Source organism: Streptomyces sp. NBC_00271, assembly GCF_036178845.1.
GTDB lineage: Bacteria > Actinomycetota > Actinomycetes > Streptomycetales > Streptomycetaceae > Streptomyces.
Map to the genome: position 1 here is coordinate 10,904,692 of NZ_CP108070.1, position 15,761 is coordinate 10,920,452.

General features: G+C 71.2%; 14 protein-coding genes. 5 read left to right on the forward strand and 9 right to left on the reverse strand.

The window, feature by feature from the left end:
• The first annotated feature begins 149 nt into the window (after positions 1 to 149).
• Positions 150 to 1,025, forward strand: coding sequence for a universal stress protein (locus tag OG798_RS49665; protein ID WP_328759489.1), 876 nt, complete (start codon positions 150 to 152; stop codon positions 1,023 to 1,025).
• A gap of 697 nt (positions 1,026 to 1,722) precedes the next feature.
• Here OG798_RS49665 and OG798_RS49670 read toward each other — a convergent pair.
• The 8 genes from OG798_RS49670 to OG798_RS49705 form a co-directional block, all read right to left on the reverse strand.
• Positions 1,723 to 2,379: a potassium channel family protein gene (locus tag OG798_RS49670; RefSeq protein WP_266639547.1), complete on the reverse strand. Its 657-nt coding sequence runs from the start codon at positions 2,377 to 2,379 to the stop codon at positions 1,723 to 1,725.
• Positions 2,376 to 3,035: a potassium channel family protein gene (locus OG798_RS49675; RefSeq protein ID WP_328759490.1), complete on the reverse strand. Its 660-nt coding sequence runs from the start codon at positions 3,033 to 3,035 to the stop codon at positions 2,376 to 2,378. The genes OG798_RS49670 and OG798_RS49675 overlap by 4 nt, the downstream gene beginning before the upstream one ends.
• Entirely contained in the window at positions 3,032 to 5,887 is a 2,856-nt protein-coding gene (locus OG798_RS49680; protein ID WP_328759491.1) for a cation-translocating P-type ATPase, read from the reverse strand. The genes OG798_RS49675 and OG798_RS49680 overlap by 4 nt, the downstream gene beginning before the upstream one ends.
• The gene (locus OG798_RS49685) at positions 5,877 to 6,335 is read right to left on the reverse strand and encodes a CBS domain-containing protein (RefSeq protein ID WP_328759492.1); all 459 of its coding nucleotides are present in this window, start codon (positions 6,333 to 6,335) and stop codon (positions 5,877 to 5,879) included. Before OG798_RS49685 ends, OG798_RS49680 begins: the two co-directional genes overlap by 11 nt.
• Positions 6,336 to 6,339: 4 nt before the next feature.
• Positions 6,340 to 7,449 carry an Acg family FMN-binding oxidoreductase gene (locus tag OG798_RS49690; RefSeq protein WP_328759493.1) on the reverse strand — a complete coding sequence of 370 codons (1,110 nt, stop codon included), beginning with the start codon at positions 7,447 to 7,449 and terminating at the stop codon, positions 6,340 to 6,342.
• A gap of 185 nt (positions 7,450 to 7,634) precedes the next feature.
• Entirely contained in the window at positions 7,635 to 8,513 is an 879-nt protein-coding gene (locus OG798_RS49695; RefSeq protein ID WP_328759494.1) for a universal stress protein, read from the reverse strand.
• Positions 8,497 to 8,847, reverse strand: a complete 351-nt coding sequence (locus tag OG798_RS49700; RefSeq protein WP_328759495.1) for a DUF1918 domain-containing protein — start codon at positions 8,845 to 8,847, stop codon at positions 8,497 to 8,499. The genes OG798_RS49695 and OG798_RS49700 overlap by 17 nt, the downstream gene beginning before the upstream one ends.
• A gap of 125 nt (positions 8,848 to 8,972) precedes the next feature.
• Positions 8,973 to 10,367 carry a nicotinate phosphoribosyltransferase gene (locus tag OG798_RS49705; RefSeq protein ID WP_328760189.1) on the reverse strand — a complete coding sequence of 465 codons (1,395 nt, stop codon included), beginning with the start codon at positions 10,365 to 10,367 and terminating at the stop codon, positions 8,973 to 8,975.
• A 172-nt stretch (positions 10,368 to 10,539) separates the two neighbouring features.
• Between OG798_RS49705 and OG798_RS49710 the strand changes: the two genes are divergently transcribed.
• Positions 10,540 to 10,962, forward strand: a complete 423-nt coding sequence (locus OG798_RS49710; RefSeq protein ID WP_328759496.1) for an Hsp20/alpha crystallin family protein — start codon at positions 10,540 to 10,542, stop codon at positions 10,960 to 10,962.
• Between the two features lie 63 nt (positions 10,963 to 11,025).
• Here the strand turns inward: OG798_RS49710 and OG798_RS49715 are convergent, their stop codons facing one another.
• Complete coding sequence (locus OG798_RS49715; protein WP_328759497.1) at positions 11,026 to 11,475, reverse strand: hypothetical protein; 450 nt, start codon at positions 11,473 to 11,475, stop codon at positions 11,026 to 11,028.
• A gap of 73 nt (positions 11,476 to 11,548) precedes the next feature.
• Here OG798_RS49715 and OG798_RS49720 point away from each other — a divergent pair, with 73 nt between their 5' ends.
• From OG798_RS49720 to OG798_RS49730, 3 genes are all read left to right on the forward strand, one after another.
• Positions 11,549 to 11,878, forward strand: coding sequence for a hypothetical protein (locus OG798_RS49720; protein ID WP_328759498.1), 330 nt, complete (start codon positions 11,549 to 11,551; stop codon positions 11,876 to 11,878).
• 181 nt (positions 11,879 to 12,059) lie between these two features.
• Positions 12,060 to 12,932: a CBS domain-containing protein gene (locus OG798_RS49725; RefSeq protein WP_328759499.1), complete on the forward strand. Its 873-nt coding sequence runs from the start codon at positions 12,060 to 12,062 to the stop codon at positions 12,930 to 12,932.
• 372 nt (positions 12,933 to 13,304) lie between these two features.
• Positions 13,305 to 15,761 (forward strand): SpoIIE family protein phosphatase, encoded by a 2,457-nt coding sequence (locus tag OG798_RS49730; protein ID WP_328759500.1) that lies wholly within the window; start codon positions 13,305 to 13,307, stop codon positions 15,759 to 15,761.

A 15,761-nucleotide genomic window follows, 5' to 3' on the forward strand; every position in this document is an offset into this window, starting at 1 on the left:
CGACGCCCCGCCACATCGAGCCATAGGGGGCCGAAAGTCCTCCGACGCGGGCCGAAGCGCCCCTCGCAATGCCAACGGGGGAGTGCCACGGTGAAGTTCACCACCATGCGCTGCACGAGGTGGCGGCCTTGTGAAAGGTGGTGGGCAAGATGACACTTCCTCTGGTGGTGGGCGTCGACGGCTCGGACTCGTGTCTGCTCGCGGTCGACTGGGCCCTGGACGAGGCCGAACGCCACGGTCTTCCACTGAGGCTCGTCTACGCCTCCCTGTGGGCGCGCTACGAGGGCGGCCTCCCGTCGGTGGGCCGGGGGCGCCCCTCCGAACGGGTGCTGGCTGAGCACATAGTGGCCTCCGCAGCGGAACGCGCCGAGCGGCGCGGCCCTGATGTGAAGGTCACCACCGACATCGTTGCGGACGGAGCAGCAGACGTTCTCGTGCGCGAGGGCAATGATGCCTTCGCACTGGTGACGGGATCGCGCGGCCGCGGTGAACTCAAGGGAATGCTTCTCGGATCGGTCGGCCTGGCCGTGGCGGGCCGGGCGCACTGCCCGGTGATCGTGGTCCGGGGCGATCGTGTAGGCCTGGCGGGTACGCATGAGCGGATCCTGCTCGGTCTGGGGGAAGCCGACACCAGCGTGGAGGCCGTGCGGTTCGCCTTCCGCGAGGCCGAGGTGCGCGGCTGCATCCTGGATGTCGTACATGCTTGGCGCAGGCCCTCGCATGACAGGAGCGGCGTGTGGGTACGGGCCGAAGGGCCGACAGACGTGTACGAGGAGCGAGCCTCCGCCCTTCTCGACGCTCAGCTCAAAGCTGCGACCGCCGAGTATCCACACGTCCGAGTGCGCCGAACGACGCTTGAGGGCCCTGCCAGCAAGATCCTGGTGGACCGGTCTGCGGCCGCCGACCTCTTGATCATCGGCGCACGGCGCAGGACGGGCCACTTCGGGTTCCAGCTGGGTGGCGTGAGCCACGCCGTGCTGCACCACGGCCAGTGCCCGGTGGTGGTCGTACCGCAGAGGCGCTGAGTGCATTCCAGTGGACGGAGGGCCGATGAGCAAGCGCACCCGAGTTGCCCCGCGAGCCGAGCGTGCCCGCTGCGGTGCCCGGTTGCCGTCGCCCGGGACGGCGCGGCTCTCGGCCTCCCGGCCGAGAGCCGGCTCCGTCCGCCGGAGTGGCCGATGCGCGGTCGGCGAGTGGATCCTGCTGCCCGGCGGCACGTGGCGACGTGTCGAAACGATCCGGGTGCCAAGCCTGTTCGGCTGAGAGCGAGAGACATGTGGCGAAGCGGTCGTCGACACATTCCCACTCCCGGGAGTACCCCGTCTCCTGGGGCCGAACGGCACTCACGAGGACCGTGGGGCCCATACCGGACGGGCATGCGGACAGCGTTTCCACGCGCTCGTGCGCTGGAGCGACCACAAAGGCGGCCATACGGGCGTCGCGATCACATAACGGGGCGGGGCGGACGTCGGCCGGTCCATCGACCGCCGCCACGCCGCCCAGTCGGTCGCGGTCGGCGTCGACGGGTCCCGGTCTCGTACGCGGCCCTGCGCTGGGCGGGCCTCGTCGGCGGCACGGTGGACGCGGTCGCCGTGTGGGAGCTGCCGGGCCTGTACGGCTGGTCGACGGCCGTCGTAGACGTCGACGAGGACGAGACCCGGCAGCGTTCGTGCGCGACGAGTCGTCGTGAACCGAAGCCGAAGTCGGAACGGCCCGGCGAGATCACTGGAAGGCTGCGTGGATCTCCTGCTCGGTGGCCTCGTGCGAGACGAGCAGGAGTTCGTCGCCCGGCAGCAGGGTCACTTCGGGGCTTGGCACCGTGGGACGCCCGTCGCGGACGACGGTGGCGACGACCGTGCCGGCCGGCAGCGTGATCTCGCCCAGCGGGTGACCCGCCGCCCGGGAGTCCTCGGTGATCGCTGTCTCGATGACCTCGACGCCCGCCTTGCTCAGTCTCAGCAGCGCCACCGTGTCCGTGGCACCGGTGGCCTCCTCGATCAGGGAGATGAGCGGGGTGGCCGCGGGCACCGCGACGTCCACACCCCACCGCCCGTCGAAGAGCCACGCGTTCTCCGCGTCGTTGACACGCGCGGCCACACGCGCCACCCCGAACTGGCGCTTCGCGAGCAGGCTGATGACGAGGTTGTCCTCGTCCCGACCGGTGGCGGCGATGACGAGGTCGCAGGTCAGCGCGCCCGCTCGCTCCAGGAGTACGGGCTCGCAGGCGTCCCCGGCCACCAGCTGTACGGAGGGCAGGCCCTTGATCTCGGCGATGCGGTCCTCGTCGTGCTCGACCAGGGTGACGGCGTTGCGTGCTGCGGAGAGCACCTGGGCGATCTGGGTGCCGAGGCGGCCCGCTCCGGCGATGAGGACGTTCACGTTCCCAGCTCCTTGTCGAGAAAGCCGCGCAGCCGGCCCAGCGCGGTGGCGGCGACGACGAAGGTGACCAGGTCGCCCGGTTCGGCCAGGACACCGTGGGCGGGCAGCAGCGACCGGCCGGCGCGGGTGACCTCCACGACGCGGATCTCCCCGTCGACATCGAACTCGGTCAGCGGCCGTCCGGTGAGATAGCCCGGCAGCTGTGAGCGGACCACGAGGGTCTCGCCGCTGCCGAAGGAGAGTTCCGGGGTGAGATGGCGGTGCAGCAGCATCTGGTGGATGCGGCCGACGGCCCACCGGACGCTGGAGATCGTCGGGATGCCCAGCTCCCGGTAGATGTCGGCGCGGCGGGGATCGTGGATGCGGGCCAGGACGATCGGGACCCGGTACGTCTCCTTGGCGGTCCGCGCGCTGACGATGTTGCTGTTGTCCCCGGAGGCGACCGCGACGAACGCGTCCGTGTGGTCGATCCCGGCCGCTTCCAGCACGGACCGGCTGAAGCCGTTGCCCGCGTGGAAGGCGCCGGGGAATCCCGGCGGCAGCAGCCTGCGAGCCTTGGGCTGCCGGTCGACGAGGCGTACGTCGTGGCCTTCGGCGACGAGCTGCGTGGCGAGTGTGGCACCGACCCGGCCGCAGCCCACGATGATCACTCTCATCGTGTTTCTCCCTTCGGGAACGTACTACGCCGCCGCAGCACCCATTTCCGTGCCTCCTCGGCGGCCAGCAACAGCGCTCCGAACGCGGCCAGAACCGCCCAGTCGGCGGCGGCCAGCGGCGCGGTGTTGAAGATCGCCCGGAGCGGCGGTGCGTAGCTGATGGCGGCCATCAGCCCGATTCCGCAGCAGCCTGCGGCCAGCAGCCAGGGATTGGTGAACAGGCCGGCTCGGAAGACGCTCTGCCGGTCGGTGCGCACCGCGAGCGCGTTGAAGAACTGGCTGACGACGATGCCCGCCTGGACCATGGTGATCGCCTCCCGGTAGACGGGATCGCTCTTGGTGAAGTCCGCGTACGGGATGCCAGAGGCGTGGATGTGCCAGAAGAACACGGCGCACACGCCGAGGGCCTGGATGCCGCCGAGGAAGAGGATGCGGCCCATGACCGCCGTCGAGAACAGCCGTTCGCGGCGCGGCCGTGGCGGGCTGTCCATGACGTCGTGCTCCATCGGCTCGGCGCCGAGGGCCAACGCGGGCAGCACGTCCGAGCCGAGGTCGATGGCGAGGATCTGTACGGCCGTGATCGGAACCAGCGGGAACCCGGCGAAGGTCGCCGCGAGAATCGGCACGAGTTCGGCGATGTTGTGGCTGAAGAGGTAGATCAGGAACTTGCGGATGTTCCGGTAGACCGAACGGCCAAGCCCCACCGCCGTGGTGATGGAGGCGAAGGAGTCGTCGAGCAGCACCATCACCGCTGCCTCGCGGGCGACGTCCGTGCCGGAGGCGCCCATGGCGACACCGATGTCCGCGTGCTTGAGGGCAGGGGCGTCGTTGGCGCCGTCCCCCGTGACGGCGACGACCTCGCCGCGCCGCTGCAGCGCGGTGACCACCCGCATCTTGTGCTCCGGACTGACCCTGCACAGCAACAGCTCGGCGGAACCCGCCAGCAGCGCATCCAGGGCGCCGTCGTCCAGAGTGTCCAGCTGCGTGCCCGTCACCACGGACGGGGCCTGTTCCCGCACGATGCCGACGCGGCGGGCGACGGCTTCCGCGGTCAGGGGGTGATCCCCGGTGACCATGACGATGCGGATCCCGGCCCGTCGGCAGGCGTCCACAGCGTCCCTCACCTCCGGCCGGGGCGGGTCGTACATCCCGGCCAGCCCCAGGAAGGTCAGCCCCGACTCGACGTCTCCGAGCGGCGGGTGAGGACCGGCGACCCGCCGCCGGGCGACCGCCAGCACGCGAAGGCCCTGACCGGCCATCCCGTCCGCGGCCGTGGCGATCTCGGCCCGGTCTCCGTCCGTCAGCGGTTTGCGGCCGCCGTCCCGGTGGACGGCATCACAGCGGGCGAGCAACTCCAGCGGCGCGCCCTTGACGTATGCCAGGTAGTCGCCGCCGAGGTCGCGGTGCACGGTGCTCATGAGCTTGCGAGTGGAATCGAAGGGATGCTCCGCCACCCGCGGCGTCCGGGCCTCCTCCGCCGTCGGATCCACGCCGGCCTTCATAGCGACCACCAACAGGGCGCCCTCGGTGGTGTCGCCGAGCACCCGCCACCCGTCCCGCCCGGCCGGGGGCACCAGCCGGGCGTTGCTGCACAGGGCCGCCGCCCGCAGCAGCTCCCGTACAGGTGCGGCGTCGGCGACCTCGCCGACGGGCGCGTAACCCACTCCGGTCACGGCGTGCGGCACACCGTTCGCCCACAGCCGTACGACGGTCATCTCGGCCTGGGTGAGCGTGCCCGTCTTGTCGGTGCACACCACGCTCGTCGAACCGAGCGCCTCCACCGCGAGCAACTGCTTGACCAGGGCGCGTCGCCGAGCCATGCGGCGGACACCGATCGCGAGGGACACGGACAGCGTGGCCGGCAGCCCCTCCGGCACCAGGGCGACCATCACCCCGAGCGAGAAGACGAACGTGTCCACGAACGGCTGCCCGCTGGGCACGCGCACCGCGAACAGGAGGGCCCCGGTGGCCAACGCGACGCCCGCCACCCGGCGGGCCATGGCCGCGACCTGCCGCTGCAGCGGGGTCTGCTGCCGGGGCGCCGCAGCGGTGAGCCGGAAGATCCGCCCGAACTCGGTGGCCGTACCGGTGGCGCACACGACGGCCTTGCCCGTGCCCGCGACCACGTCTGTGCCCATGAACACGAAGTTGCGCGCTTCCAGCGGCGGCCCCGCCGGCACCGGTCCGTCGACGCGTGCGACGGCGTCGCTCTCGCCCGTGAGCGCCGCGTTGTTGACGGCGACCTCGTGCGCCTCGATCAGTCGGCAGTCGGCCGACACCGCGTCCCCGGCCTCCAGGAGCACGACATCACCGGGAACCAGATCGCGCGCGGGCAGGTCCCGCGGTACACCGTCCCGGAGCACCCGGCAGGTGTGCGGCACCATCGCCTGCAGGGACTCCGCCGTCCGCTCGGCGGAGTACTCCTGGGCGAAGCCGATGCCGGCGTTCAGCAGCACCACGCCGAGGATGGCCAGCGCCAGCTGAAGTGTGGCCGCGTCCCGGGGCTGTTCCAGCGCATACGCGAGGAAGGTGATCGCCGAGGAGACGAGCAGCACGAAGGCGAAGAGGTCGGTGAACTGCGCGATCAGGCGTCGCCATACGTGCCCACGGCTCACGCCGGGAAGCTCGTTGAGGCCGTAGCGGGTCTGTCGCGCGGCGGCCTCGGCCGGAGGGAGACCATGCGGGGAACTGCTGAGGACGGCGAAGACTTCCCGGACGGGCAGGGAGGCGAGGGACGGAACGGGGGCACCCGGCCGGTCCCGCCGCGGTTCGGTTGCGGGGAGCGCAGCGTCCGCCGATGGGCCGCCTTCGCGTAGCACGGCCGTGCCCCATCGGGCCGGTTCACGGCTCATAGGTACCACCGCATGCCGCAGGCGGCCCGGGCGGCTCCTGCAGCACGCTCCAGGTGACCGGTCCCAGCAGGTCGGCCAGTCGCCGGAAGACGTCCAGGAACAGGTCGTCGACGGTCAGCACTCCCACCACCCCGCCCTCGTTGAGGACCGGAAGGCGCCGCACCCCGGTGCGGCGGAACGTCCGGTATGCCACCTGAAGGTCGTCGTCGGCGTCGACCGTGACGACCTGGGCCGACATCACCGCGTGCACCGGTGTCTCGGAGGCCAGGCCGCCGCCCATGCCGCGTAGGGCGAGGTCGCGGTCGGTGACGATGCCGAGCAGTGCATCGTCCTCCACGACGAGGACGGAGCCGATGGCGCGCTCGGTCATCCGCCGGGTCACTTCCAGCAGAGAGACATGGGGTGCGACGCACACCGGAGGGGCAGTCATCACCTCGGAGACCTTCATGCGACTACTCCTCGCCGTCGGGCCCGGAGCGGAGCGCTTCGTCGGGAAGCGGTTGACGGGATGGTGTCCCACGGGCGGCTCTCCCCCCCCACGCTCTCCCGATGCAGGGTGCAGACTTCGACACGTCTTGTTTCACGCGACGTCGAGCGCTTCCTCCAACGGCCGACGCGGGCGGGCGGCCTTCGGGGCCGTAACCGAGCCGGAGCACCATCTGGGCCATCGCCGACAGAGGGTCGCGAGCCGCCCAGCAGAGTCCAGACCATTCCAGTGGCCGGGAGGTCACCGAGGCGACCAGCCCGTCCGCGGTGGCCCGGAGCCGGACCCGCTCCCGTGCCTGCCCGGCGCGCGGCCAGTCCGCGGACCCGTCACGGGCCGTGCCGAGCGGGGCGATGTTCGGGTTCTTCTCGAACGAGGCCCAGGCGCGGCCCGGCAACGGGCGTCCGACGGCGAAGTCGCGCACGGGGACGGTGGCGCCGCGTCGGTCGGGGCCGAACGCCTCGGCGGGGATGCCGTCGGGAGCCCCTCCGGTGCCCGACGATTCTGTATGCGTCCACTGTTCCGTCTCACCGCGCCTTCCTGCGTCCAGGACCTCCCTGTCCTCGGCGTCCCTCACCCGCTCCAGGCGCGACCGCGCGTGCCGGGCGCCGGGGAACAGAAGCTCCGCACCTTCGGCGCGGGCCGCGTCGTACAGGCGCTCCTGTACGACGGCGGGGATTCCCTCGTCGTGGAAGGGGTGGCGGCTGGAGTGACGGCGGTGGATCGTCGAGCGCAGCGGGGCGAGTGCCTTGTCGGCCGACGTGGTGCCGTGGAGATGCGCCTCGGCGAGAAACTCCGCGTCGGCTGGGTCTGGGAGCAGCCGGACTTCGTGCGCTGGCCCCGCCGCAGCGTCGGCTACGCCCAGGTTGAGCAGTACGGTGCCGCGGTCCGGATGCAGGGCTCGTTTCTCCGAGTCGGTGCGGGGCAGGGTGCGTTCGAGGTCGGCGTACAGGCGCGGGACGCCTGTGCCGCGAAAGTATCGGAACGTCCATGGCTGTGCGTTGTGCAGCGAGAGCGCCGCCGTGGCGTCCGCCACGAGGGCCGTGACGGTGTGTTCGTAAAAGGGTTCCGCTGACACGGTGACTTCCCTTCGCTGGGGGTCTGCCGGGCTCGGCCGGGAAGACGGCCGCCCGCGCCGCGGGCGACAGGCCGAGCGCATCTCTCCGAATCCCGTCTCCAGCGTGTGCTCCGCGCGCCGCGCCGGAGCAGGGGCCATCCGGGCCTGGCGCGGGGCCGAGTGGACTCCCCTGACAGCTGCGTGGCTCACGCGGGTGCGGACGGAACGGCGATGACGGGGCAGCGCGCGTGGTGCAGCACGCCCTGGCTGACTGAGCCCAGCAGCATGCCGGTGAATCCTCCGCGACCCCGGGTGCCCACCACCAGGCCCAGCGCGTGGGCCGAGGCGTCGGTGAGCACCTGGACGGGATGCCCGACGACCAGTTCGTGGCGCAGGTCCACCTCGGGGTAGCGGGGGCGGCGACCGGCCACGATCTCGGAAAGCAGCCGACGGGACTCCTGCTGTGACTCGTACTCGTCGAAGATCCTCAGGTGGCCGGGCTCCCAGACGTACAGGGCGCGCAGCTCGGCGCCGCGCAGAGCCGCCTCCTCGAACGCCAGGTCGACCGCGGCGCCGGAGTGCGCGCTGCCGTCGACCGCGACGACGTAGTACGCGGGTTCCTGGGTGACGTGCTCCGGCTCGGGCACGACCACCACGGGACAATGGGCGTGGGCCATGACAGGTATGGCGACCGAGGCGGAGCCGAACACCTCCTGGGCCCGGCTCAGGTGCCGCGAGCCCAGCACGACGGCCGTGGCGTCGCGGCTCTGCTCGCGCAGCACCCCCACGGGGTCGCCCACCGCGAGCGGCGCGTCCACTTCGAGCTGCGGGTGCTTCGCCATGACGAACTTCACGGCCTCTTCGAGCACCTGCTTGCCGGCTTGGCGCAGTGCCTCGTTCCACTCCTCCCGGGGCGAGATCTCCCGCTTCCCATAGCCCTTGGTCGGCACGCCCTCGACGTGGACCAGACGCAACGGCAGCTGACGGCGAGCGGCCTCATCGGCCGCCCAGGCCAGCGCCATCCGGTGGGCGGGATCGGGATCGACGCCCACCACGATCGGCCGACGATCACCGAGCCGGGACATGACTGCCTCCGGTCAGCAGCTCGTCGGGGGCCGACGAGGCGTCCGCAGACGGGCCTGCGGGATGCGGTGCAGACGTCAGACGCCTGATGTACGCGCCGGGGCCGGGGAAGTACAGGGTCCTCCGTCCGTTTTCGGCCCATCGCACGTCACGGGGCGGACCGCCGTCCGGATGGTGCAGCCCGACGATTTCGCCGTCGCGGGCGATGACCCCTGCCGTGGTGCCGCGTACGACGATCTCGTCGCCGACGTGGGCGAGCATCGAGGTACCGGTCGCCCCGGGGCCGGGACTCGGCATGGCCAGCTCGTTCTTCTTCGGTGGCGCGGGAGCGGACATCGCCCTCGCCTCCTTCCTGCGATGGTGCGGAGCAGTGCCGCCGCCGATTTCGTTCAAGGCCGCGGCACCGCTGACCTGCCAGAGGCCATTGGTCCCCGGCCCCCCTTCCGCCACACCGGGACTGCTCACCGTGTGCGCTTCGAGAGCGCGGGGGTGCGGAAGGCCGTCGGGTCCGAGGGCATGGCGCGAGGTTCCGGGCGCAGTCGGGCTTCGATGTCGGCGCGCACCCTGGCGGTCAGCTCCTCAAGGGCTCGGGACAGGGCCGGCGTGACCGGTTCGGGGTCGTAGATCCGCCGGGCCGATGCGGGCAGAGTGGCGAGGTCCGCGCGGAACCGCTCACGGGCGTTCTGCCACCGGTCCGGCTGCCCCGCTCGCCGACCGCCCCGCATGACGGTGTGCAGCAGCTGCCGTGCGGAGTCCGGCGGGTCCTCTCCGACGAGAGATATGACGTCGGGCCGCCCGGTGCGGCGGAAGACCTGCTTACGGCCCGGTGCCGTGACCTTCGCCGAGGACAGCTTCATCACGGGGCGGCCCTCGTACTCGACGAGCTTGTACGCGGCGTCCAGATAGGGGGCGTCCGCGGCCACTCCCACACGCGTGCCCACGGCGTACACGTCGATCGGGGCACTGGCGCGCACCAGCCGGGCCACGGCGTACTCGTCCAGTCCGCCGCTGGCCACGATCCGCACGTCGGTCAGTCCGGCGCGGTCCAGAACGGCGCGTGCTCGGCGGGCCAGTGCGCCGAGGTCTCCGCTGTCCAGGCGGATGGCACAGCCGGGACCGCGCCGAAGATCGGTCAGGACCCGGGCGGCTGTGTGCACGCCTTCCTCGGTGTCGTAGGTGTCGACGAGGAAGGTGACCGGCCCGGGATGGGTACGCGCGAAGGCGCGGAAGGCCCTTTCCTCGTCGGCGAACGCTTCGATGTAGGAGTGGGCCATGGTGCCCGAGGCCGGGATGCCCAGGGCGGTGGCGGCAGCGACGTCACTGGTGCCGGCGAAGCCCACGAGGGCACCGAGGCGGGCGGCCTGGTGTCCGGCCCACGGGCCGTGGGTGCGGCGCAGCGAGAAGTCCACCACAGACCTTTGGCCCGCGGCCAGGACGCAGCGCGCCGCCTTGGACGCCACGGCCGTCTGGTGGCAGACCTGGTTCAGCAGATACGTCTCGACGAGCTGGGCCTGCGGCAGCGGGGCGGTCACCTCCAGCAGCGGCTCCCCGGCGAAGACCGCGTGGCCCTCCGGCACGGCACGCACCTCTCCCTCAAAAGCGAGGCCGAGGAGAGGTGCGAGGTCTCGTACCGGACGGTGCAGGGCGGCCGCGAACTCCTCGATGTCCTCCCGCTCCACGCGGTAGCCCGCCAGGAAGTCCAGCGCGGGCTCCAGACCCGCGGCCACCAGGAAACCCCGGCCGGGCGGGAGGTCGCGGACAAAGAGGCTGAAGGTGGCGGGGGCCCGCATGTCCTCCCGGAGGTAGGACAGGGCCATGGTCACTTCGTAGAGATCGGTGGTCGTGACGTCGGACATGGTGATCGCCGCCGAGTGTCGTCGTCCCCTGGTCACCAGTCTGACCGTGGGCGGGCCGGGCGAAAGGGACTGGAGGGACCTCAGGTATGGGCCGTTCGGCCTCAGCAATCGGGACGCGGGTGCGCTGGACTGAGTGTGTCGGCATTGGCGACCACACCGAGGAGGTACCGCGATGGCCACACTGAAGCGCGGGCAGAGGCTCCCGTTCCCGGAGATCCCGGACTGGTTCGAGAGCCTTCCCGCCCGGTTCGCGATGCCCACGATGGGCGAGCTGTACACGGTTCGCATCGAGGACTACATGGAGGACGGCCGTTTCGTGGTGCGGGCGGAGCTTCCGGGTATGTCGCCCGAGAACATCGACGTCTTCATCAGCGACGGGGTGCTGACGGTCCAGGCCGAACGCAACGAGCGGGAAGTGGACAAGAACCACAGAGAGATCCGGTACGGCGTGATGAGCCGCAGCGTGACGCTGCCGCCCGGCGCTGATGAGGACGACGTCAAGGCCGACTACACCGACGGCATGCTCACGGTCAGCGTGGGCATGGGTGCCGAGAAGCCGTCGGCCAAGCACGTCGAGATCCAGCACGGCAGCTGACAGCGGCCGGCGCGTGTGGCGGGCCCCGCTACGGGCCCGCCATCGGCGCGCTTCGCGTTGCCTTCAGCGGGCTCCGTGCGCGGCCCCCCAGCGACGTCGTACCGCCTCCTCGTGCTCGGCTCCCTCCAACACCAGTTCCATTGTCGCCAGTTCACGTCGCCGCCGGAGTATCCAGTGGCGACGCAGGGCACGGACCCGCTGCCGGGTCCGTGTGGCGTCGGCGGCGAGCAGTTCGGCGGCTACCTTGCGCCGGCGGAACGAGCAGGCGGGCACCGCCCCGGGGCAGCCGGGCCGGCCACCACCCGCAGATGGCAGCGTGGCGGTTACCGCCCCCTGCGCCTCGGGAAGGCCGCCCACTGCCCGCGCATATCTCGCGTACGGGGTCGCTGCCAGGCACCGCAAGGCGTGGTCGAGCCTGTCACCGGCCGCGACCTTCCGCTCTCCTCCGGCGCCCGGGTACCTGCCGACGAGGGCCTTGGTGCGCACCGCCCCGGCGACCCAACCGGCACTCATGGTGCTTCGCCTTCGTCCGGGACGCCTGCCAGACGCAGCGCATCGGCCACGGCACGAACCACCAAAATAGGACATGCGCTCTCTGGCCCGCTCGCGGACCGCCGAAGCGGCGGGCTCCCCGCTCCCGCCGCTCCCGGAGGACGGGGTCCGCAGCCTGTCGGCGAATCTCGGGAGCACGCTCCCGGGCAGCCGCCACGAGCTCTGCGGCCTCCTGCGCCGCATCCTGTCGCACGGCCTTGGCCGCCTCGTCCGCTGCGGCCCGGACCGGTGCCGCCTCCTGCCGCACATCCGGCAGCTGTGCGAGAGCGGGCTCCAGCTCCGCGGCACGTTCCGCCGTACGGTCGGCGGATACGCCGGTGGTGGACGCTCCCGGTGTTTCCGCCGGACGGAACCGCTCCGGTAAGTCCCTCAGACGCATCGGCGACGTCGTGCCGGTCGGCTGCTCCTTCAGTCTCACGTTCCCGTTCCGCCCCGCACCGGATGGGGCCGTCACGCCGTTCCACCAGGGCCGTTCGGCTCTTGGCAAGGGTGGCCGGAGCGAAAGACTGGAAGTGCAGGCAATTCGACGGATTCCGGAGGCCGCCGTGAACAGGCACGAGAACTTCTCCGCGGAGGCCGAGGCTCGGCGGGACCGGCCCTCCCGCCCTTGGAGCCCCGGCGAGGCGGAACGACAGGACATGCTGATTCGCTACCTGGGTGCCGTGGCCACTGCTGCGGCTGCATATGCACGCACCGAAGAGCAGGCCCCGGCAGGCGCCATCGGCCGCCCCGTGCCGTCGGCGGCGTCGCCCCCGCGACCGTCCTCGCCGCCCGAAGCCGAGATCCCTTTGGTGCGCGACGTGATGGACGTGCCCGCCGCCTCCCTGCGCGACGACCTGCCGTACCGCGACATCGCCCGTCTCCTGGCGCGTGAGCAGGTCGGCGCCGTCCCCGTTGTGGATGCCGACGACCACGTGGTCGGCGTTGTCTCGGAGAACGATCTGCTTGCGAAGGTCGCCTTCGAGGCCTCCGGTCACCGGCCCGGACACATCGGCAGACTGCGTGAGCGGCGATTGCAGAGCAAGGCTCGCGGTGAGACGGCGGCCGACCTGATGACGAGCCCGGCGATCACGGTGCTGCCGGGAGCGACCGTCGCCGAGGCCGCCTGGCTCGCCGCGCTGTCCCGGCTGAAGCGGATCCCGGTCACCGACCGCGAGGGCCACCTGGTCGGCGTCGTACGCCGCAACGCGCTGCTGCAGGCCCTCATCAGGGACGACGCCGGGATACGGGCGGAGGTCGAGGCCAGGATCGAGGCCTGCTGCCCGCCGGGCGACCGGGAGACCGTTGAGGTGGCCGTGCACGACGGCATCGTCGAGCTGACAGGGCGGATGCCTCCGGTCAGTACGGATCGGTTGGTGGCGGAGGTGGAGAACATCGCCGACGTCGTCGAGGTGAAGAACCTTCTCACCGCCGCCTGAACCAGGGTTGTCTGGTGGGGTTCCCTGATGCGATCGATGCGCGGAGCGGTCCCCGGCCTCGTGCTGGTCCGCCCCGGTGCCCGAACGTGACACTGCAGGCGGGGCCGTACCGGTCGTGCCCACGTGTGGATAGGGCCGGTGGCCATGAGTCGACCGACTGCACATCGCGGCCACGGCCAGAGCAGTGTCTCCGGCGGGGGGATCGGCCGGTACCGGGGTGGACGGGGAGCCGTTCCCGGTGTCGGAGTCGAGATGTCGCGCGGTGCGGTCGCCTGTCACTCTGGATGAGTGGCACCGACCCGGTCTGATCCGCGGTGGTGCGGTGCCCTGCTGAACGGGCAGCAGTCCTCCGGGAGCCGAGAGGGTTGTTCGATGGCTACTTCAGGCAAGAAACCGGGCGGTGACGCGCCGGTGACCTTGCATGCCAGGGTCCTCTTGGACGCCCGCGGGGTGATCACCGAGTGGAACGCGGAGGCCGAGAGGCTGCTCGGTCACCGGCCCGAGGAGATGGTGGGTCAACCGCTGTCGTCGCTCCTGATCCGGCCGAAGCCGGACGAGGAGGGAGGCCTTCCGCAGGCGCCGCTGGTCAACGGCGGCATTCGAGTACGCCTGCGGGACCGGTCCGGCCTACCGGTCGACGTCGAGTGGTGGATGTGCCCGCACATCGGCCCCGCGGGGCCGGTGACCTGGGCGGTGTTCCTCGCCACCGCGCGTGGTGCGGATCCGGGCGACTTCGACCGGGCGGTGCTGGACGCGCTGGTGACTGAGTCGCCGATCGGACTGCACGTCCTCGACACCGACCTGCGCGTGGTGCGGTTCAACACCGCCTCGCCCGGTATGCGCGACGTGCGTGCCGAGGATGTCATCGGCAGACCGGCGCGCGAGGTCGCCCCCACCCTGGTGACCGACACCGTCGAGCACTTGCTCCGGCACGTCCTGAGCACCGGAGAGCCAGTCATCGACTTCGTCCAGCCGGGCTATCCGCCTGCCGACCCTCACAGGGAGCACCTCTACTCCATGTCGGCCTTCCGGCTGCGCAATCGCGCCGGAGAACCCCTGGGCGTGGCAAGCCTGGCGATAGACGTCACGGAGCGTTGCCGGTACCGGGCGCGCGTCGAGCTTCTCAACGACGCCAGCATGCACATTGGCACGACCCTGGACATCACCCGTACCGCGGAGGAGCTGGCCGAGACCGTGGTGGGCCGCGTGGCCGACGCCGTCAGCGTGGACGTACTCGACTCCGTCTACCAGGGCGAGGCGCCCGAACCCGGACCGGTCCCCTCCGAGGTCACGTTCCGGCGCACCGCGTTCCACTCGACCGAGACCTCCGGCCTTCAGCCCGCCTACGCCACCGGCGAGAAGGCGTCCTACGGCTTCCCGACACCGCTCACCCAATGCCTGGCCGATCTGCAGCCTCGCCTGATCCGGAAGGTCAACGACGACGACACCTGGCTGGCACACGATCCGGTCCGAGCGGACCGCATACGAGCCGCGCGGGTGCACTCCATGATGGTCGTGCCACTCGCCGCCCGCGGCGTCGTGCTCGGCGTGGCCAGCTTCTACCGCTCCGCAACGTCCGAGCCCTTCGACGAAGACGACTTGACCACCGTCGGTGAACTCGCCGCGCACACCGCCCTGGGCCTGGACAACGCTCGCCGCTACACACGCGAGCGCACCGCCGCCCTCGTCCTGCAGAACAGCCTGCTGCCGGTCCGGCTGCCCGACCAGAACGCCGTCGACGTCGCGTTCAGCTATCTGCCGGGACGCATCGGCGGCCCGTGGCACGACGTCCCCTGGTATGACGCCATCCCACTGTCCGGCGCACGGATCGCACTGGCGGTCGGGGACGTGGCCGGGCACGGCATGCGTGCCGTGGCCGCCATGGGCAGGCTGCGCGCTGCGACCCACACCCTGGCGGCTCTGGACCTTGCCCCAGACGAGGTGCTGGCCCACCTGGACGACCTGATGGTCCGGCTCGCCGAGGAGAGCCGTGCGGCTGCCGCCAACGACCCACTGGACGGTCAGCCCACCACCGCCTCGTGCGCCTACGCGGTCTACGACCCGGTGAGTCGTCGACTCGTCGTCGCTCGTGCCGGGCACCCGTCCCCACTTCTCGCCCATCCCGACGGGCACGTGGCGCCGGCCGACGCGCCCGCCGGACCGCCGCTGGGCGGCAACGGGCTGCCTTTCGAGGCCTGGGAGCAAGACCTGTCCGAAGGGACCCTGATCGCCCTCTACACCAAAGGTCTCGTGCGCGGGTCACCGGACGATGACACGGGCATCGCACGCCTGGGACACATACTGGGCCAGCAGGACGCATCCACGCGGGAGGCCTGCGACGCGGTGATCTACGCGCAGTTGTCCGGACGAGCCGCGGAGAACGTTGTCCTCCTGCTCGCCCGGACCTCCGTACTGCGCGACGACCAGGTCGCCTCCTGGACCTTCCCCAGCGATCCCGCGATCGTGGCCACCGCCCGCACCCTCGCCGACCGCCAGCTCACCAGCTGGGGACTCTCCGACCTCACATTCACAACAGAGTTGATCGTCAGCGAGCTGGTCACCAACGCCATCCGGTACGCCCCAGGCACCATCCAACTACGACTCATTCGGGACCGCACACTGATCTGCGAGGTCACCGACGCCAGTAGCGCCGCCCCCCACCTGCGTCACCCGCGGACTACCGACGAGGGTGGACGCGGACTCCTGCTCATCGCTCAGCTCACCCAACGCTGGGGCACTCGCCACACCGGCCGCGGCAAAACCATCTGGACAGAACAGCCGCTGCCCGCGCACCCGGGCGATGCCGCACCTGTCACCCCGGACAACTGA